The following is a 19766-nucleotide window of genomic DNA, read 5'->3' on the forward strand; positions in this document are numbered from 1 at the left end:
AGATGAAAAAAATATTAGATTTTATAGCAGTTGGTGTTGGTCCTTTTAATTTAGGTTTAGCTTGTTTAACAGCTCCAATTGAAGGGGTAGAAGGAGTATTTTTAGATAAACAAGAGAAGTTTGATTGGCATCCAGGCATGATGTTACAAAGTACTACGTTGCAAATTCCTTTTATGGCTGATTTAGTAACTCTTGCAGATCCGACGAGCCCTTTTAGTTTTTTGAATTATAGTAAAGAGAAAGGTAGACTTTACTCTTTTTACATTCGTGAAAACTTCCTTTTATTAAGAAATGAGTATAATAAGTATTGCCAATGGGCAATAAATAAATTACCCAATATTTACTTTAATACAGAGGTAAAGAATATTCATTTTAATGAAGAAGAACAAATTTATATAGTAACAAGCCAATGTACCAAAACAGATGAAATTAAAATATATAAAGCTAAGAAAATTGTTTTAGGGACAGGAACGCAACCATATGTGCCAAATTGTGCAAAAAAGTTGAAAGGCAAGTCAGTACATTCATCTAAATATTTGAATCATAAAGATGAACTACAAACTAAAAAATCAATTACTGTAGTAGGAGGCGGGCAAAGTGCAGCTGAAATATTTTATGATTTATTACAAGATATAGATACTAAAGGATATGAGTTAAATTGGATTACAAGATCTCCAAGATTTTTTCCGTTGGAATACTCTAAACTTACTTTAGAAATGACTTCTCCTGAGTATGTCGATTATTTTTACAATTTACCTTCAGATAAAAGAGATGATTTAATTAAAAATCAAAAGCATTTGTACAAAGGTATAAATCAAGATTTGATTAATGATATTCATGATTTATTATACACTAAAAGATCGTATTCTGATACACCTATAAAAGTGTCTTTAAGAACCAATACTGAGCTTATAAATACAAGTATAAAGGAAAACAGCACTCTTTTAGAATTACATCAAGTAGAGCAAGATAAATATTTGAAAATTAACACTGAAGGATTGGTTTTGTCAACTGGTTACTATTATAAGTTACCAGACTTTATAGAAGGTATAACAAATAGATTAGAATGGGACAATAAAGGTCGTTATGATGTGCAAAGAAATTATAGTATAGATAAAAACCATAATGAAATTTTCGTGCAAAACGTTGAGCTATATACTCATGGTTTTGTAACTCCTGATTTAGGAATGGCTTGTTATAGAAATTCTTATATAATAAAAGAGTTAACTGGAAAAGAATATTACCCTGTAGAAAAAAGTATTGCATTTCAACAGTTTGGGGTTAATGAGGAGGAAGAAATAGAAAAACCATTAAATATAGAAGTCTAATGAAGTTGAGATCATTTTTAATACTGATGACTTTTATTGCGGTAGTAAGTGATTACTTATTGCACCCTTTTTATCCTCAGTTTTTTGCTATTCGTTTTGGAATGACAAATCCAGAAAATGTAGGATTTTATTTCGCAGCAATTTGTTTTATGGTAATGGTAGCATTTCCTTTCTGGGCGTATATATCAAAAAAGGTAGCAGAATTAAAAATATTGGTATATACTCAAGCTATAGCTGGTATTTTGGCACTTTACTGTTATTGGACTAGCTCTTACATAAGTTTTTGGATAGTATCGTTGGTAATGGTATTATTTAAAGGAAGCTATTTGTTAGTTTATCCCTACATCCTTAAAATAATTAAAAAGGAAGAGCATGTATCAACTATTGGTTTGTTGTCTGTAATCGTTCATTTAGGAGGTATTTTAGGAGCAGTAATAGGTGGTTTCACAGTTGATTACATTGATCCTAGTTCCATTTTTTTAATTATGGCACTTGGTGATTTTATTCAAATGTCGATGAGTGCTTATCTGTTAAAAAGTGAAAAATTTAACACGACTGTTATAATCTCACCTGAGAATAATAAAGAAAAAAGTTCTCTATCAAACGGGCTAATATTAAAAATAGGGTTATTGACCTTGATTCTTTATTTCAGTGATTTTATTATTCGTCCATTCTTTTCAATGTATTGGGAAAGTTTTTCAAATTATGATTCAAAATTAATCTCAGGTACAATTTATGCCATTCCAGGATTCGTTGCTTTAATAGCATTATGGATTAGCAACAAACAAAAATCAAGTGGTTATCAAGGTATCATAAAGGCTTTGTTTATAGGGCTTGTAGGTTTGTTTTTGCAAGGCATGCCATTTGATAGTGTAGTAATCATAGGTAGAATTATTTATGGATGGGCAATTTTTCAAGGAGTAGTGAAATTTGATGTGTTGTTATTTGAAATGAGTACTCCCGAATCGTATGCTTTAGATTATAGTAAGGTTCATTTTTTTCAAAATCTAGGCGTTTTAATGGCATCATTAAGTGTTGGTGTAGTTGTTGACAATTTTGGATTGCGCTTACCATTTATAATTGCTTTGTCTGGTTTTACAGTAACAATCGTATTGTATTTTTTCATTTTTAAAATAGTTTCTGTCCCTAAAAACATAGTAAAAGCTTCTTAAATATGAAAAAAGACATACAGTTTACAAAAAGTATACCTGATTTAGGTTTGGTTACTATTCGATCTTTTGATATAAGAAATGATAGTAAAATACTTCATAGCTGGGTAAATAAAGATTATGCAGTTTTTTGGGGGATGCAAAATACGACACTAAAGGAAGTTGAAGATGAGTATATAAAGTTGATGGAGCCTGAACATTATGATGTTTTTGTAGGTGAGTTTAATAATGAAGTAGCTTTTGTTTTAGAGCGATACAATCCGCAGAAAGACATCATAGCTAATTATTATAGTTTTAATAATACTGATTGTGGTATTCATATTATAATAGCTCCTCCAAAACTTCCTAAAATAGATAATTTCACTTGGTACATGTTTCAATGTATTATGGATTTTGTTTTTTCTAATAAGAGCATAGATAGAATTCTTGTAGAACCTGACATACGTAATAAAAAAATGTTTGCTTTATGTCAAAGAATAGGATTCAGCTTAAATAAAATAATTGAATTACCTCATAAAACCGCACAGTTGGCTTTTTTAAATAGAGCCACTTATAGTGAGCATATAAAGTTTTTTACACCTTCAAAACGTAGTGCAATGAATACATTAGATAATGTGGTATCACCACAACAAGCTATAGAACATATACAGCCAGAAGTATGGCAAAAGTCAAATAAATTATTAATTAAAAAAGCAATATGTGAATTTTCTCATGAATTGCTTATAAAACCAACATTAGTCTCATCATTAACTAATGGGTGGAATCAATATCTGATCAAAACAGATATTGAAAACATAGAATATAGATTTGAAGCAAAAGAACTGGCTTTAAATCATCTAATGATAAATGAAGAAACAATTGTTAAGATTGAAAATGACGTTATATTAGAGTTAGATGCTATTTTATTTATTAAAGAGTTTAAAACTACTTTAGGGATAGATAATGAAAAGATGCCGGTCTATCTTGAAGAAATTATAAGTACGTTATACGGAAGTGCTTTTAAAATTGTAAAAGGGAATCCTAGTTCAAAAGAATTAGCAACAGCCGATTTTCAAACAATTGAACAGTCTATGACAGAAGGCCACCCTGGTTTTGTAGCCAATAATGGACGCATAGGATTTGATAGTAGTGACTATAGATCATATGCTCCAGAAGCAGGTAATTCATTTTCTCTATTATGGCTAGCAGGGCATAAATCAAAAGCAGTTTATGCAGCTATTGAAAAATTACCTTATAAGGAATTAATAACACAAGAACTTGGAGAAGGGACTATAAATCATTTTAATAAAGTTATACAAGATAAAGGGTACAAGCCAGATGATTATTTATTTATACCTATTCATCCTTGGCAGTGGTTTAATAAATTAGCGACCATATTTGCCCCTGAAATAGCTAAAGGAGATTTATTATGTTTAGGGTATGGGCCAGATCAATATTTAGCGCAACAATCAATAAGAACACTTTTTAATATAAGCAACCCTAAGAAGTTTTATACGAAATCTGCCTTATCAATTTTAAATATGGGCTTCATGAGGGGGTTACCTTTATATTATTTAGGGACTGCTCCTAAAATGGCTGTTTGGTTAGAAAATTTGCTTTACAATGATCCATTTATTAAAGAAACAGGATTTAGAATGTTAAGTGAAATTGGATCTGTAAGTTATGTAAACTCTTATTTTGAAGAATTTGGAGTTCATAACGATTATAATAAGATGTTAGCTTCATTGTGGAGAGAAAGTCCTTACGCTACTGTTTCTGAAGGTCAAAAACCTCTTACAATGGCAGCTTTATTGCATATAGATCACAATGGAAAGCCTTTATTACCTGAAATTATAAAAAGCTCTGGCTTAACAATAGAAAATTGGTTAATAGATTACTTTAAGGCATATTTAAGTCCATTAGTACACTGTTTTTATCAATACGATTTAGTTTTTATGCCTCATGGGGAGAATATTATTTTAGTTTTAGAAGATAATAAACCAATAAAAATATTATTAAAAGATATTACTGAAGAAGCGGTTATTTTAAACCCTGAAGTTGAATTACCTGATCATTTAAAGAGAATGTATGCACCTGTTCCTGAGGATGTCAAATTACTTTCAATTTTTACAGATATTTTTGATGGCTTCTTTAGGTTTTTAACTCCAATTCTTGAAGAACATTCTGGTTTTTCTGAGCAGAGTTTTTGGAAGCTAGTAGCGGATAATATTCAAGAATATCAAAATGCTAACCCTCAGTTTAGTGATAAATTTAAACAGTATGATTTGTTTGCTGATACATTTAAATTGTCTTGCTTAAATAGGCTACAATTAAATAATAACAAGCAAATGATAGATTTAGATGACCCGGTTGTATTACTTCAGTTTGCTGGAAATTTAACAAACCCAATTGCAGTATTTAAAAAAGAAAATCACTTAGAAGAAGTATAATGACAGCGCATATAGAACAACAGCTTTATAGTAAAGAAATACTGGGTGTAGGTGTTATTTCATTACGCCCTATACATCTTGATAAGGATATTGATATTATATATGATTGGATAACTAATCCTCATGCTAAATATTGGGGAATGTTAACATCTACAAAAGAGGAAGTATATGAAGCTTATGATGAAATAGAAAAGAACCCTCATCATCATACTTATATTGGAATGTTAGATAATCAACCTATTTTTTTAATGGAACGATATAAAGCTTCAGAAGATATCATTGGAAAACACTACCATGCTCATTTAAATGATTATGGAATGCATATTTTGGTAGCCCCAGTAAAACAAAGGATACCAAAATTTACCTGGCATGTGTTTTCAACAATCATCAATTATTTCTTCAGTTTACCCTATGTAGAAAGAGTAGTGGTAGAGCCAGATGTAAATAATACTAAAATACATGTACTAAATAAAAAAGCAGGTTTTGTGTATCAACATGAAATAAAATTAGCCAATAAAGTAGCTGCACTCGCTTTTTGTACTAGAGAAACTTATAAAGAAGCTCTAATGAAATTAACAGAGAAATAATGGATTCAACAATATCATATATAGAACCTCATACTTGGAAAATAACTAATAAACTATTGGTAAGAAAAGCTATTAGTGAATTTTCTCATGAACTTATCTTTACTCCTAAAAAGCTTACAAATAAAGAAGTTTGGAATACTTATAGTATAACTTCTGATACTAATACATTTATGTATTCTTTTGAAGCAAGAAAGTTTGAACTTGATCATTGGTATATAGACTTAGGAAGTATTAAAAAGTTTAAAAATGAACAAGAAGTGAGCATTGATGCGATTGAGTTTATTACAGAGTTCCAAAATACACTTCAAATTCCTAACGAATTTTTAGCTACTTATTTAGAAGAAATTTCAAGTACATTAATTAGCTCATCTTACAAGTATAACAATCAAAAATTTTCATCAGAAGAACTAGCGTTTAAAAATTTCCAAGAAATAGAGCATGCCATGACTGAAGGGCATCCTTGTTTTGTGGCAAATAATGGTAGAATAGGTTTTAATATTAACGATTATGAAAAATACGCACCAGAAACCGATAATCCTTTTAAAATTTATTGGATAGCGGGTCATAAAAAATATACTACGTATACAGCTACTGAAGGTTTTGAATATGAAAAATTATTGACTAGTGAATTAGGAGAAATAAAATGTTTACTATTTAAAGAGAGACTAGAATATCAGAATTTAGACATAGCTAATTATGTATTTATGCCTGTTCATCCATGGCAATGGAATAATAAATTAGTGCATGTTTTTGCTGGCGATATAGCTACTAAAAATATAGTTTTCCTAGGAGAAAGCGATGATGAATTTTCTGCGCAACAGTCTATTAGAACTCTTTTCAATAAAACACATCCTAAAAAATTATATACTAAAACAGCACTATCTATTTTAAACATGGGCTTTGTAAGAGGTCTTTCACCTTACTATATGAAAAGTACACCCCATATAACTAAGTGGATAAATAACCTGTTAAAAGATGATACTTATTTAAAAGAAAATGGCTTTACTATGCTAGGGGAAGTTGCTACGGTTGGATATCATAATCATTATTATGAAACATTGGGTAAAACAAATCCTCATAATAAAATGTTGTCGGCGCTATGGAGAGAAAGTCCATATACAAAGATTACAACCAATCAAGAAGTAATAACAATGGCAGCTTTACTCCACGTAGATTATGAAAATACCTCTTTATTAGTAGAGTTTATAAAAGCATCTAAATTGAATGTAAATACATGGATAGAAAAATATTTAAAATCATATTTGAGCCCTTTATTACATTGCTTTTATAAATATGAAATGGTGTTTATGCCTCATGGAGAAAACCTGATATTAGTGCTAGAAAATCAGGTGCCTGTGTATGCATTAATGAAAGATATTACTGAAGAGGTAATTGTTTTTAATGAAGAAATGTATTTACCTGAACATGCTGATAGATTATTTACAAAAAGTTCAGATAAAATGAAAGTACTATCAATTTTTACAGATGTTTTTGATTGCATTTTTAGGTTTATGGCCCAACTGTTAGAAACCCATGGAGATTTTCCTGAAGAAAATTTTTGGAGGTTGGTTGCTCAATGCATTTATAACTATCAAAACGAACATCCGGAGTTTACTAAAAAGTTTGAAAAGTATAATCTTTTTACTCCTGAATTTGATAGATGTTGTTTAAATAGGTTGCAATTATCTAATACAAAGCAGATGTTAAATTTATCTGATCCTATTGAGAGTTTAAAGTTGGAGGGTGTTTTAAAGAACCCTATTGCTAAATATGTTAATAAGGAAATTAAAGAGAAGGTTTTAATGTAGAAAAAGACGAATTATGTTATTTGAAGAGTTAACACAAGTTATTCAAAATAGAAGAAGTCATTACGCATATGATTTTATAGACAAAAAAATAAGTAAGGATACCATAGAGAAAATTGTAAATAATGGAATATGGGCTCCTACTCATAAGCTTACTCAGCCATGGAGGTTTGTTGTACTAGAAGGTGAGCACCATAAAGATTTAGGGAAGTATATGGCAAATTATTATAGAGAGATATACACCGAAGAAGAATTTTCCAATCAACGATTCGAAGAAACTAAATCATATCCTGAGAAAGCCACCTTATTGGTTTTAATATTTCAACCTAGCAAAAGGTCAAATTTGCCTGAATGGGAAGAAATAGCAGCTATTTCATGTGCTGTGCAAAACATGTGGTTAAGTTGCACAAGCCTCAATATAGGTAGTTATTGGGATACAGGAATTGCAACCATAAACTATATAAATGATTCAATTACACTAGAAGATAACGAGAAATGTTTAGGCGTTTTTTATATGGGATATCTAAAAGATGATTTACCAAAAGTAAATAGAAAAAGAAAGCCATTATCTAAAAAAATAAGTTGGCATAAACGATAAAAATGGAAGTAAAAACAAAAAATAAAAAAAGGATAGATACCATAGATCTTGTTCGTGGTGTAAGTGTATTATTAATGATACCTGTACATGTAATGATTGTTTATTCTACAATGGATACATGGAACAATACTTTATTAGGAGAAATAATTCAAGTAGCAGAAAGAGGAACCCCAATGTTTTTAGTAGTGATGGGACTTTCTTTTGTTTTTTCTGGTAAATTGAGTATGTTAGAAATTGGTTTTAGAGGAATAAAAATTTTAGCATTAGGGTATTTGTTAAATATAACTCGATTTATAATTCCAATGGTAATGTTTGGAGGTTTTCCTGACGATTTTGTAAAAGCAAATGGACTAACTCCAGGCGATCCTCAAAACTATGTATTTTATACTCTATTAGGAGACATATTACAATTAGCCGGTATTTCTTTAATAATAATGGGGATTATAATTAAAATCATTAAAAACAAGTATGCAGCATTAATTTTAGCAGTACTGATAATGTTAACTTCAAGAGCAGTTAGTGGATTTAGGTTTGATATTGTTGGTATTGATTATTTATGCGATTTATTATGGGCTAAATCTTATAATGTTTATTTCCCTGTTTTTCCTTGGATGTCATTTATTTTGATAGGATTGTTTTTTGGTATGTGGTACAAAGAACAAAACTATAATATTCGTTTTATGTTTGGTAAAATGCTACCATTTGGATTAGGAATGCTACTATTTGGGGGTGCTTTGTGCTATATGAATTATGATTACCATTTTGGAGACTATTATCATTTAGGGCCTGGAGGAACTATAGTATTAATGGGGGTTAATCTGTTATTAATTTGGTTAGGAAATATTGTTGTAAAATACATTAATCCAACCCTTTTTTCAGTGATATCGTATGCAAGTAAAAATGTTACTTCATTCTATTTTATTCAATGGGTAGTTATTTATTGGGGAATATTGTATGTAGGATATTCACAACAATCAAATCAGCTAAAAATAGTAGCTATAATGATTCTAATTACTTTAATAACTTTTACAGTTTTATGGTTCATTAATAAAATTAAAGAAATTTTAAAACAAAAAAGAAGTGAACAAAGTAGTGAAAAACAAATAGCAATTAAATAAAACGACTGAAAATGAAAGTTAAGTTAGTAGTTTTATTATTTGTGTTTAAAAGTGTATTCTCTTTTGGTCAAGCTAATCTAGCAGGAAGTTACGGTTTAGATCCAGTGGTTCAAAATTTTTTAGAAGTGATACATGCCTACCAAGGACCACCTATTCAAGAATTACCTTTAAACATAGCAAGACAAGCTATGGAAGATTTACAAAAAGAGGAGTTTGTAAACAAAGATGTAGTTATAAATCATAGGTCGATTCCTTATTTAAATAGAAAATTAGAACTTAAAATAATTAAGCCTAAAAAAAGAAGGCGTAGAAAATTACCTGTTGTTGTTTATTTTCATGGAGGTGGTTGGATATTAAATAGTTTTTCTACTCATAAAAGATTGTTGTCAGATATTGCATTAAAAGCTGAGGTTGCAGTTGTTTTTGTTCAATATTCTAGATCACCAGAAGTAAAATATCCAGTTGCAAATAAAGAAGGGTATGCTACTCTTTTATGGCTTAAAAATGAAGGAAAAAAGAACAGGTTGGATTCAAGTAGAATTATTGTTTGTGGAGATAGTGTAGGGGGAAACATGGCAACCGCAGTTGCAATGATGTCAAAAAATAATAAAGGACCAAATTTACTGGCACAAGTATTATTATATCCAGTTACTAATGCTAATTTTAATACACAATCATATGAGAAATTTTCAAAAGGTCATTATTTGTCTAGAGAAGCTATGGTATGGTTTTGGGATTCTTATGCTCCACAAATGAAACTCAGAAATCTTGCTACAGTTTCTCCTTTGAAAGCTACAAAAGAAGATTTAAAAGGGTTGCCCAAAACATTATTAATTACTGCAGAAAATGATGTTTTAAGAGACGAAGGAGAATCATATGCAAAAAAACTTAGAGAAGCAAAAGTACCAGTTATATCAACAAGATATGGAGGAACTATCCATGACTTCATAGTATTAAATGCTTTAAAAGAAACAGAAGCATCAAAGGCAGCTTTAAGTCAAATATGTTCTTTTTTAAAAAATACTTTTTTAGAAAAAAAATAGAGAAATAGATATGAATTTATTATCAATTGAAACCATGGTAGGGCAACTACAGCATATGAGTTTAATTGTACTTATATTAATGTTGGTTGAATGGGGAATACTAATACTAACAAACTATATAGAAAGCAAAAAAGAAGGTATAGTAAGTATACTTTCATATTTAATACAAAGTATACCTTACTTCTTACTCTCAAAAGTTATGATTGTTGGAACTATGTTTTGGTTATATGAGCATCGCTTATTTAATCTGAACTTTGAGTGGTACATATGGGTTGTGGGATATTTATTGTATGATTTTACAGTGTTTTTTATACACTTTTTAGGTCATAAAGTAAGAGTTTTATGGTGTATTCATGGAGTTCATCACACTGCTGAAGATATGAATTTAACAGTGGTTGCTAGAGGGTCTATTTTTGATTTTGTTTTTACTCCTTTTAATTTTATATGGCTTCCAATATTAGGTTTTCATCCATTAATGATTTTTATCATAGAGCCTATCGCACGTTTGTATGCAACGTATTCACATTTAAGTGAAAAGTTTATGGGGAAACATTACTGGTTAGAAAAAATATTTGTGACCCCTTCGGTTCATAGAGTTCACCATGCAAAGAATCATATTTATTTAGATAGAAATTATGGAGAAACTTTTTGTATTTGGGATCGCATTTTTAGCACATTTCAAACAGAATTAAAAGATGAAGAAATTTTATACGGAATAATGCATGATAAATTGGATAGTAAAAATATATGGCATGTACAATTTTTATTATGGAAAGACTTATGGTCAGATGTAAAAAAAGCTCCTAAACTATCAGATAAAATTAAATACATTTTTATGCCTCCTGGCTGGAATCATCTTGATGGAGGTAAAAAAGCAAGAGAATACCGAGACGAAGCATGGTTAAACAAACAAAAAATATAAAAAAGAGCATTGATAATGTTAAATGAATATAATTATATAGAAGTAAATTATTTTCCAGAATATGAATTAGTATTATGGAAAATTAAAACAGAAGGAATCCCCAATTTTTCATTGGAAGGATTAAAAGAGTTTAAAAGGTTTTCTAAAGACTTGCAAATAATGTTCTCTGATGAATCGTATCCTTTAAAGTATATTGTATCTTCCTCTACACATGAAGAAGTTTATAATTTAGGAGGAGACTTGCCTTTCTTTTTTGAAAGCATTAAAAGTAGGAAAAAGGGAAAACTAGAGGAATATGCATATTTATGTATAGATGCTATTTATAACATTTATACTTCATTTAATTTGCCTGTTTTAAATATTGCATTAGTAGAAGGAAACGCCTATGGAGGCGGGTTCGAATGTGTTTTAGCTCACGATATAATTTTAGCGAATAAAAAAGCTAAATTTTGCCTGCCTGAAAATAAGTTTAATCTTTTTCCAGGAATGGGGGCCTATAGTTTTTTATGTAGGAAATTAAATATTAAAACAGCTACAGATATACTTTATAGTGGTAAAATTTATTCTGCTAGAGAAATGGAAGAATATGCATTATTAGATAGTGTTGAAGATGAAAATGAAGGAATGGAAACCATTATTAATTTTATAAACAAAAATAAAAGTAGTTTTAATTTTAAGTATTGCCATTATAAAAATATTAAAAAAGTATTTCCTCTGCAAAAGAAGGAGTTAATTGATATAACAGATAGTTGGGTAGATGCCTGTTTAAAAATGCAACCTGAAGATTTAAGAAGAATGGAATTAATTATCAATGCACAAAAAAGAAAACTAAGACAAATAGTTAAATAGAAAATAATATTAAACCTCACAATATGTATTTCTGAATTGTTTCGGAGTTAAACGACTGTTTTTTTTAAAGGCAGCAGAGAAATGAGTGGGGTTTTTATAACCAACAATATCTGATATTTCGTAAATAGGTTTGTTAGTATGCAAAAGTAAATCTTTGGCTTTATTCATTCTTACTGAAAATGAAAATTCTGAAATAGTAGTATTAAATACACGTTTAAACTCTTTTTTTAATATTGTATCATTTAATAAAACTTTTTTTGATAAACTCTTAATTGAGTATTGTTCATTTAAATTAGAAGAAATTATACTTTTAACAGTGTACAACTTTTTAACTAAACTTTCAATATTTGTACTTTCTTTTTTTTGCTGTTCTACTTGAATAGATACTAACTCTAACACTTTTGCTTCTAAAAACAAACGTTTTAAAATACCTGTTCTATTATCTGCTAAAAGTTCTGTTAAAATATTTTGAGTTCTATCACAAATTGGCACAACAAAAATATCACAAATGTTATTTTTATTTGAATACTCGTGTACTTTAGAAAATAATGCATTTAACTGATGTTTTTTTATAAATTCATAAAAGAGTTTAATTTTAACTTCTTTAACTGCAATGTCTTTATAATATTTAATATGACCGTTGAGGTTTTTTGAAATAGACAAAATAGTTTCTTGTTCTTCATGAACTATATCTTCAACTGCATGCTTACAATTAATTATTTTTGATCCTTTAATTAATACTGACACCTCTAATCCATTCACTAGTGGTGAATAATCAAATATATAGTTATTGTTAAAAGTTCCATGAAAGTATTCAATATAAAGACCATCAAATGAATGATTTACGAGCGTTCCTTTACCGTATTTTTTATTAATTGAATAGTGTTTAGAAAAAATACCACAATTATTATATATTTTTTCTTCTTGTAGTGTAGAATTAAAAGCTATTTTTGTTTTTCTCATCATTTGAAGGGTAGTAGATTTTACAAAAATAATATTTATTTAGTCTAAATAGATTAAAAAAAGAATATGTTTTTATTATACTTATTATAACGCGTAAACTATTAAAAAAAGTATATCTCTGGTAATATAAATTTCATAAATTATAGGATAATATGATATAAAGATTACAAACAAAAATTCGAATTGCTACTAAAATAAGGAAATACTATTTAATTTGAATTATGATAATAAATGAATTGTTTAAGTTCTTATTAATAATTTTGAAGATGCAATTTATATACTTGAACACTCTGTAAATGGGAAAGAAAACTATTAAAATAAAAATAAATTATAACTCTGTTGAAAACTAATTCAACAGAGCTTTTTATTTTTTAATGTTTAATCTTATTTTAGCGAATACTTCAATATTACAAGATATTTATGGCACAAGAAACACAATATACCGAAGATAATATACGATCGCTCGACTGGAAGGAACACATTAGAATGCGTCCAGGTATGTATATCGGAAAATTAGGTGATGGTTCATCGCCTGATGATGGTATTTATATTCTTGTAAAAGAAGTATTAGACAACTCTATCGACGAGTTTGTAATGGGAGGTGGAAAAACTATTGAGGTATCTGTACAAGGAAATAAAGTAATTGTTCGAGATTATGGACGTGGTATACCATTAGGGAAAGTGGTTGATGTAGTATCAAAAATGAATACGGGTGGTAAATATGATTCCAAAGCATTTAAAAAATCTGTAGGATTAAATGGAGTAGGTACCAAGGCGGTGAATGCGTTATCTACTTTTTTTAGAGTAGAATCTACACGTGACGGTAAATCTGCAGCAGCTGAATTTGAAAGAGGTAATTTAACGAATAAAGAATTACTAGAAGAAACATCACGTAGAAAAGGAACAAAAGTTACTTTTATAGCAGATGATACTATTTTTAAAAATTATAAATACAGACCAGAGTATATTATAAAACTTCTTAAAAATTATGTGTATTTAAATCCAGGATTAACTATTGTTTTTAATGGAGAGAAGTTTTATTCTGAAAACGGATTGAAAGATTTATTGGAAGATAATAACAATCAGGAAGATATGTTATATCCAATAATTCACTTGAGAGGAGATGATATTGAGGTAGCAATAACGCACAGTAAAACTCAATATTCTGAAGAATACCATTCATTTGTAAATGGTCAGCATACCACACAAGGAGGAACGCACCAAGCAGCTTTTAGAGAAGCTTTGGTGAAAACTATACGTGAGTTTTTTGGTAAAAATTTTGAAGCTTCTGATATCCGTAAATCAATTATTTCCGCAATTTCCATAAAAGTTATGGAGCCTGTTTTTGAAAGTCAAACTAAAACTAAATTAGGATCTACTGAAATGGGAGGTAACCTTCCAACGGTAAGAACTTATATAAACGACTTTCTAAAAAAGAAACTAGATAACTATCTACATAAAAACACAGTGGTTGCTGAGCAACTTCAAAAGAAAATATTACAAGCAGAGAAAGAACGTAAAGAACTATCTGGTATTCGTAAATTAGCACGTGATAGAGCTAAAAAAGCGAGCTTACACAATAAAAAATTACGAGATTGTCGTATTCATTTTGGAGATACAAAAAAAGAAAGTTACCTAGATACCACTTTGTTTATTACTGAGGGAGACTCTGCAAGTGGATCAATAACTAAATCAAGAAATGTAAATACTCAAGCAGTTTTTAGCTTAAAAGGAAAGCCCTTAAATTCATATGGGTTAAGTAAAAAAATAGTGTATGAAAATGAGGAGTTTAACTTATTACAAGCTGCTTTAAACATAGAGGACGGTTTAGAAGGTTTACGCTACAATAATGTTGTAATTGCAACGGATGCCGATGTTGATGGTATGCACATTCGATTATTATTAATTACATTTTTTTTACAGTTTTTTCCTGAGGTAATAAAAGAGGGGCATTTATATATTTTAGAAACTCCTTTATTTAGAGTTAGAAATAAAAAAGAAACGATGTATTGTTATTCTGAAGAAGAAAAGCAAGATGCTATCAATAAACTAAGAGGTAAACCTGAGATAACTCGATTTAAAGGACTTGGGGAGATTTCACCCAACGAATTTGTTCATTTTATTGGAGATGATATTCGTTTAGATCCTGTAATGTTAGATAAAGAGATGTCTATTGAACAAATGCTCGAATTTTATATGGGAAAGAATACTCCCGATCGTCAAAAGTTTATTATTAATAATTTAAAAATCGAATTAGATTTATTAGATGATAATTAGAAAAAAAAAGATTTTGATTGTGGTATTCGATTATACAAAACCTTTAATACAATCATATAATAAATAATAACCCCAAACGTATAAACGTTACTGTAAATGAGTGAAGACAATAACAATTACGAACATGACGAAGAATTAAACCAAGAACCTATTGAAAATACAGAAACCATTACCAAGGTAACGGGAATGTATAAAGAATGGTTTTTAGATTATGCATCTTATGTAATTCTAGAGCGTGCTGTACCTTCTATTGAAGATGGATTTAAACCTGTGCAACGTCGTATTATGCATTCAATGAAAGACTTAGATGATGGTCGCTATAATAAAGTAGCAAACATTGTAGGTCATACGATGCAGTATCACCCTCATGGTGATGCTTCAATTGGTGATGCAATGGTGCAATTAGGGCAAAAAGAATTGTTAATTGATATGCAGGGTAACTGGGGGAATATTTTAACTGGTGACCGTGCTGCTGCCTCTCGTTATATAGAAGCTCGTTTATCTAAGTTTGCTTTAGATGTTGTTTTTAATCCTAAAACGACTGAGTGGAAAATGTCGTACGATGGAAGAAGAAAAGAACCTGTTGATTTACCAGTAAAATTCCCACTATTATTAGCTCAGGGAGCTGAGGGTATTGCAGTAGGTTTATCTACCAAAATATTGCCTCATAATTTTAATGAATTAATTGATGCTTCCATTAAATATTTGAAAGGCAGAAGTTTTACAATTGTGCCTGATTTTTTGACTGGAGGAATTGCAGATTTTACAAATTATAATGATGGTAAAAGGGGTGGAAAGGTTCGTGTAAGGGCAAAAATTTCACAACTAGACAAAAAAACATTAGTAATCACTGAAATTCCTTTTAATACAACTACTTCTTCTTTAATTGATAGTATTTTAAAGGCGAATGATAAAGGGAAAATAAAAATAAAAAAAATTGAAGATAATACAGCTGCGAATGTTGAAATAGTAGTGCACTTACCGCCTAATATTTCTCCAGATAAAACGATTGATGCACTGTATGCCTTTACAAACTGTGAAAATTCTATTTCGCCATTAGCGTGTACAATTCAAGATAATAAACCTGTTTTTGTAGGTGTTTCTGACATGTTAAAGCATTCAACCGATTTAACAGTAAAATTATTAAAAAGAGAATTAGAAATTCAATTACATGAATTAGAAGAACAATGGCATTTTGCTTCTTTAGAAAGAATTTTTATTGAAAATAGAATTTACCGTGACATTGAGGAGGTAGAAACATGGGAAGGAGTGATTGAAGCAATTGATAAGGGCTTGCAACCACATATAAAACACCTAAAAAGAGAAGTAACTGAAGAAGATATAATTCGATTAACTGAAATCAGAATAAAGAAAATTTCTAAGTTTGATATCGATAAAGCAAAACAGTTTATAGAGAGTTTAGAAGAAAAAATAGCAGAAGTAAAACATCATTTAGACAATTTAATTGATTTTGCAATTGATTATTTTAAACAATTAAAAACAAAATACGGTAAAGGAAAAGAGCGTAAAACTGAAATTAGAATTTTTGATGATATTGTAGCTACAAAAGTAGTTATGCGTAATTCTAAACTTTATGTAAATAAAGAAGAAGGTTTTGTAGGGACATCGTTAAAAAAAGATGAATATATTACTGATTGTGCTGATATTGATGATGTTATTATTTTTAGAGACAATGGAACTATGTTAGTCACAAAAGTTGCCTCTAAAACATTTGTAGGTAAGGGAATTATTCATATTGCTATCTTTAAGAAGAAAGATAAACGTACCGTATATAATATGATTTATAAAGATGGTACAAAAGGTCGCTAGTTACATGAAACGTTTTAATGTAACTAGTATCACTAGAGATAAAGAATACGATTTAACGAATGGAAGTAAAGGATCAAAAATGTTGTACTTTACAGCAAATCCTAATGGAGAAGCTGAAGTTATAACTATTTTACTTAGAGCAGTTGGGAGTATAAAAAAATTGAAATGGGACATTGATTTTGCTGATTTAGGCATAAAAAGTAGAAGTGCCAGAGGAAACCAAGTAACTAAATATGCAATTAAGAAAATTGAGTTTAAAGCTGCAGGAGCCTCAACTTTAAAGCCCAGAAAAATATGGTTTGATGATGCTGTACAACGCCTAAATGTTGATGAAAGAGGCGAATTGTTAGGAGAATTTAAAGCGGAAGACAAAATTTTAATAGCAACTCAAAGTGGAAAAATAAAAGCGGTTACTCCTGAATTAACTATGCATTTTGAAAATGATATGATTGTTTTGGAGAAATGGAATTCTAAAAAACCAGTGTCTGTTATTTATTTTGATGGAGAAAAAGAGCGTTATTATGTAAAAAGATTTTTGGTAGAAACTGTAGATAAAGAAGAACACTTCATTTCAGAACATGATAAATCAAAGTTAGAAATAATTGCAACTGACTATAGACCAATGGCTGAGGTGATTTTTTCAAAACGTAGTTTAGATAAAATACAAGTAAACTTTGAAGATTTTATCGCTATAAAAGGAATGAAAGCTTTAGGTAATCAGTTAACTACTGATAAAATTCGTACCGTAAATTTATTAGAATCATTACCTTATGATGAACCTGAAGAAGAAAAAGTTGAGGACATTGAGGTTAATGAAGAAGAAGAAATTTTAAAAGAAGCATTACCTCTTGAAGTAGAAGAGTTAACAAAACCTAAGGAGTTTGAAGAAAGTAAAGAGTCTAAAGCAAAAAAGGCATTAGAAAGAGCACTTCAAAAAAAGAAAAAGGGAGGAGATGATGATCAAACAGCATTATTTTAAATAAAGTAAACATTTTTAATAAAAAATGTATCAAATAGCTATTGAAAAACAAGGTTGTTTGTCACTAAATTTAGACATATAATATGAAAAATATATTTAAAATTATACAAAGAAAAATAAGCCCTTATATTGGTAAAGTCTCTTTTGTAATGGCATTATTAGCATTAACAACAACAGTAATTTCATTATATACTAAAGGAAGTCAAACATCATATTACATTGTAAGTGTATTTAGATATGTAGATTTACAATTTTTCAATTTTGATTTTTTGGAAATATCTGGTGGTACTTTTTCAAATTCTGGTAGTTATAATAGCTATTACAGATTTAATGGACTAAATATATCATTTAATATCATTTTATTAGTAGGTAGTGTTTTTTATATGAGATCAAATAAAAAGGACCAAAGCTTATTACAATTTGCTCATGCTGTTATATTGTTTAGTTCTATAATAAGTGTATTGTCTGTAGTTGTACATCAGTTTAATAATTTTACGTTATTCAAACCTATAATTTTTTTATTCTTTATTTTAAATATAACCCTATTGCTATTTAGTTATTTAGTGCTATCAATAACTGAAACTAAATATGAAAATGTAAAAAAGATAAAATTTAAAGAGTTTAAAGATAATCAGTACCCACTGGCTACAAAATATAAACGTTTTTTGCATTTATTGTTAGATAGTTTTTTATTCATGGCATTGACTTTTAATGTGTTTAAGTTATTACCTAGAGTTATTTTATATGATATGACTAAACTACTAGGAGATAGGTTAACCTTAACTATTCTATTTGTAATTAGTGCTATTGCATATTATGGTTTTTTTGAAACATTTTTTAGAAGAACACCTGCTAAATTTTTAACAAACACTTTTGTTTTAGGAACAGTAAAAGAAAAAGTGAGATTTGATAATATTTTTATGCGTTCAGTGTCTAGGAAAATCCCTTTTAATGCGTTTTCATTTTTATGGGGCACAGGCTGGCATGACTCTATTTCAGAAACTACTGTAGTTTCTTTAAATGATAATAAAATATCTAAAAAATACTGGCTAATACTACCAGTTTTATTTTTATTTTTCTTTGCAAATTATCAGTTTAATCAGTTCAGACTTGATTATATAAGATATAAAATTGAAAATGGAAAGATTGAAAGTGAAGCTTTGGCTTTAGATAAAAAAATAAATAACTTACAATTATATGATTTTATTACATTAAAAAACACCTATAATAATTGGGGTAAATCATACTTTTATAAAGTAATAGATGTAAATGGTGATAATTTAACCTTAGCGGAAATAAAAAAAACATATAATGAAAGAAACCTTGAAGAGATAGATTTCTTATATGAATCTAATCCAGACAAGTATAAAATACATCGTGTAGATAAAAATTATTTACGAAAAGGAGTTTGTAGAGAGTATAGCTTTTTTAATGGATTTAAAGGGCAAGGTGAAGTATATATTGAAGGAGAAAAACCAATGCGTATCTATGCTATTAATAATACTTTTGAACCCGTTCTCTTCTTTAAATCTTACTACAATAGAAGTGACAACGCAGCTGAAATCGAAATTGAAAATTTTGGAATGGCTTGCACGTTGGTTAGTGCTCGTGTATTGGAAGGCGGTTTAAAAATAAAAAGAAGCACTAGTTTTCCTCAAAAGATTAGCAAATACAATAATGATTTTGAGGTTTATATTGAGTTTAATAAGGAACGAAGCCCGTTTGGAATAGAGTTAACTTTTGAAGATACTGTTGATATAAATGAAAAACACCGATATGTATTTAAGTCTGATGGGGCTTTTAAGCATAGTTTTATTAAAGTGGAATAGTAATTTAAAAAAGTTATATTTATAAAACTATAAAAATAAT

Annotated in this window: 13 protein-coding genes and 1 pseudogene; 13 read left to right on the forward strand and 1 reads right to left on the reverse strand. The window is 29.1% G+C overall.

Annotated features, from left to right (window positions below; genetic code table 11):
• Positions 1-2: 2 nt before the first annotated feature.
• The 10 genes from ACMFBB_RS00690 to ACMFBB_RS00735 are packed head-to-tail and all read left to right on the forward strand — an operon-like array spanning position 3 to position 11848.
• Positions 3-1328 (forward strand): lysine N(6)-hydroxylase/L-ornithine N(5)-oxygenase family protein, encoded by a 1326-nt coding sequence (locus ACMFBB_RS00690; protein ID WP_435262554.1) that lies wholly within the window; start codon positions 3-5, stop codon positions 1326-1328.
• The gene (locus ACMFBB_RS00695) at positions 1328-2500 is read left to right on the forward strand and encodes an MFS transporter (protein ID WP_435262555.1); all 1173 of its coding nucleotides are present in this window, start codon (positions 1328-1330) and stop codon (positions 2498-2500) included. The genes ACMFBB_RS00690 and ACMFBB_RS00695 overlap by 1 nt, the downstream gene beginning before the upstream one ends.
• Positions 2501-2502: 2 nt before the next feature.
• Complete coding sequence (locus tag ACMFBB_RS00700) at positions 2503-4926, forward strand: GNAT family N-acetyltransferase (RefSeq protein WP_435262556.1); 2424 nt, start codon at positions 2503-2505, stop codon at positions 4924-4926.
• Positions 4926-5513, forward strand: coding sequence for a GNAT family N-acetyltransferase (locus ACMFBB_RS00705; protein WP_435262557.1), 588 nt, complete (start codon positions 4926-4928; stop codon positions 5511-5513). The genes ACMFBB_RS00700 and ACMFBB_RS00705 overlap by 1 nt, the downstream gene beginning before the upstream one ends.
• Positions 5513-7321 (forward strand): IucA/IucC family protein, encoded by a 1809-nt coding sequence (locus tag ACMFBB_RS00710; protein WP_435262558.1) that lies wholly within the window; start codon positions 5513-5515, stop codon positions 7319-7321. Before ACMFBB_RS00705 ends, ACMFBB_RS00710 begins: the two co-directional genes overlap by 1 nt.
• A gap of 13 nt (positions 7322-7334) precedes the next feature.
• Positions 7335-7916, forward strand: coding sequence for a nitroreductase family protein (locus ACMFBB_RS00715; protein ID WP_435262559.1), 582 nt, complete (start codon positions 7335-7337; stop codon positions 7914-7916).
• Positions 7917-7918: 2 nt separating this feature from the next.
• Entirely contained in the window at positions 7919-9034 is a 1116-nt protein-coding gene (locus ACMFBB_RS00720; RefSeq protein ID WP_435262560.1) for a heparan-alpha-glucosaminide N-acetyltransferase domain-containing protein, read from the forward strand.
• A gap of 11 nt (positions 9035-9045) precedes the next feature.
• Positions 9046-10077 carry an alpha/beta hydrolase gene (locus ACMFBB_RS00725; RefSeq protein ID WP_435262561.1) on the forward strand — a complete coding sequence of 344 codons (1032 nt, stop codon included), beginning with the start codon at positions 9046-9048 and terminating at the stop codon, positions 10075-10077.
• Positions 10078-10087: 10 nt separating this feature from the next.
• On the forward strand, positions 10088-10999 hold the full coding sequence (locus tag ACMFBB_RS00730; RefSeq protein WP_435262562.1) for a sterol desaturase family protein: 912 nt from the start codon (positions 10088-10090) through the stop codon (positions 10997-10999).
• Between the two features lie 15 nt (positions 11000-11014).
• Positions 11015-11848: a crotonase/enoyl-CoA hydratase family protein gene (locus ACMFBB_RS00735; RefSeq protein WP_435262563.1), complete on the forward strand. Its 834-nt coding sequence runs from the start codon at positions 11015-11017 to the stop codon at positions 11846-11848.
• A 9-nt stretch (positions 11849-11857) separates the two neighbouring features.
• Here the strand turns inward: ACMFBB_RS00735 and ACMFBB_RS00740 are convergent, their stop codons facing one another.
• Positions 11858-12814, reverse strand: coding sequence for a helix-turn-helix transcriptional regulator (locus tag ACMFBB_RS00740; RefSeq protein ID WP_435262564.1), 957 nt, complete (start codon positions 12812-12814; stop codon positions 11858-11860).
• 417 nt (positions 12815-13231) lie between these two features.
• Here ACMFBB_RS00740 and ACMFBB_RS00745 point away from each other — a divergent pair, with 417 nt between their 5' ends.
• The 3 genes and pseudogenes from ACMFBB_RS00745 to ACMFBB_RS00755 all read left to right on the forward strand — a co-directional run bounded on the left by ACMFBB_RS00745 (position 13232) and on the right by ACMFBB_RS00755 (position 19726).
• Positions 13232-15088 (forward strand): DNA topoisomerase IV subunit B, encoded by a 1857-nt coding sequence (locus ACMFBB_RS00745; RefSeq protein WP_435262565.1) that lies wholly within the window; start codon positions 13232-13234, stop codon positions 15086-15088.
• 96 nt (positions 15089-15184) lie between these two features.
• Positions 15185-17897 (forward strand): annotated as a pseudogene (locus tag ACMFBB_RS00750) (DNA gyrase/topoisomerase IV subunit A).
• 83 nt (positions 17898-17980) lie between these two features.
• Positions 17981-19726, forward strand: coding sequence for an RDD family protein (locus ACMFBB_RS00755; RefSeq protein ID WP_435262566.1), 1746 nt, complete (start codon positions 17981-17983; stop codon positions 19724-19726).
• Positions 19727-19766: the final 40 nt, after the last annotated feature.

The organism is Tenacibaculum sp. nBUS_03 (assembly GCF_051201695.1).
Classification (GTDB): Bacteria; Bacteroidota; Bacteroidia; order Flavobacteriales; family Flavobacteriaceae; genus Polaribacter.

Excerpts from the sequence above, each read along its gene's own strand:
- ACMFBB_RS00690 (WP_435262554.1), top strand. The coding sequence starts at position 3 with ATGAAAAAAATATTAGATTTTATAGCAGTTGGTGTTGGTCCTTTTAAT.
- ACMFBB_RS00695 (WP_435262555.1), top strand. The coding sequence starts at position 1,328 with ATGAAGTTGAGATCATTTTTAATACTGATGACTTTTATTGCGGTAGTA.
- ACMFBB_RS00700 (WP_435262556.1), top strand. The coding sequence starts at position 2,503 with ATGAAAAAAGACATACAGTTTACAAAAAGTATACCTGATTTAGGTTTG.
- ACMFBB_RS00705 (WP_435262557.1), top strand. The coding sequence starts at position 4,926 with ATGACAGCGCATATAGAACAACAGCTTTATAGTAAAGAAATACTGGGT.
- ACMFBB_RS00710 (WP_435262558.1), top strand. The coding sequence starts at position 5,513 with ATGGATTCAACAATATCATATATAGAACCTCATACTTGGAAAATAACT.
- ACMFBB_RS00715 (WP_435262559.1), top strand. The coding sequence starts at position 7,335 with ATGTTATTTGAAGAGTTAACACAAGTTATTCAAAATAGAAGAAGTCAT.
- ACMFBB_RS00720 (WP_435262560.1), top strand. The coding sequence starts at position 7,919 with ATGGAAGTAAAAACAAAAAATAAAAAAAGGATAGATACCATAGATCTT.
- ACMFBB_RS00725 (WP_435262561.1), top strand. The coding sequence starts at position 9,046 with ATGAAAGTTAAGTTAGTAGTTTTATTATTTGTGTTTAAAAGTGTATTC.
- ACMFBB_RS00730 (WP_435262562.1), top strand. The coding sequence starts at position 10,088 with ATGAATTTATTATCAATTGAAACCATGGTAGGGCAACTACAGCATATG.
- ACMFBB_RS00735 (WP_435262563.1), top strand. The coding sequence starts at position 11,015 with ATGTTAAATGAATATAATTATATAGAAGTAAATTATTTTCCAGAATAT.
- ACMFBB_RS00740 (WP_435262564.1), bottom strand. The coding sequence starts at position 12,814 with ATGATGAGAAAAACAAAAATAGCTTTTAATTCTACACTACAAGAAGAA.
- ACMFBB_RS00745 (WP_435262565.1), top strand. The coding sequence starts at position 13,232 with ATGGCACAAGAAACACAATATACCGAAGATAATATACGATCGCTCGAC.
- ACMFBB_RS00755 (WP_435262566.1), top strand. The coding sequence starts at position 17,981 with ATGAAAAATATATTTAAAATTATACAAAGAAAAATAAGCCCTTATATT.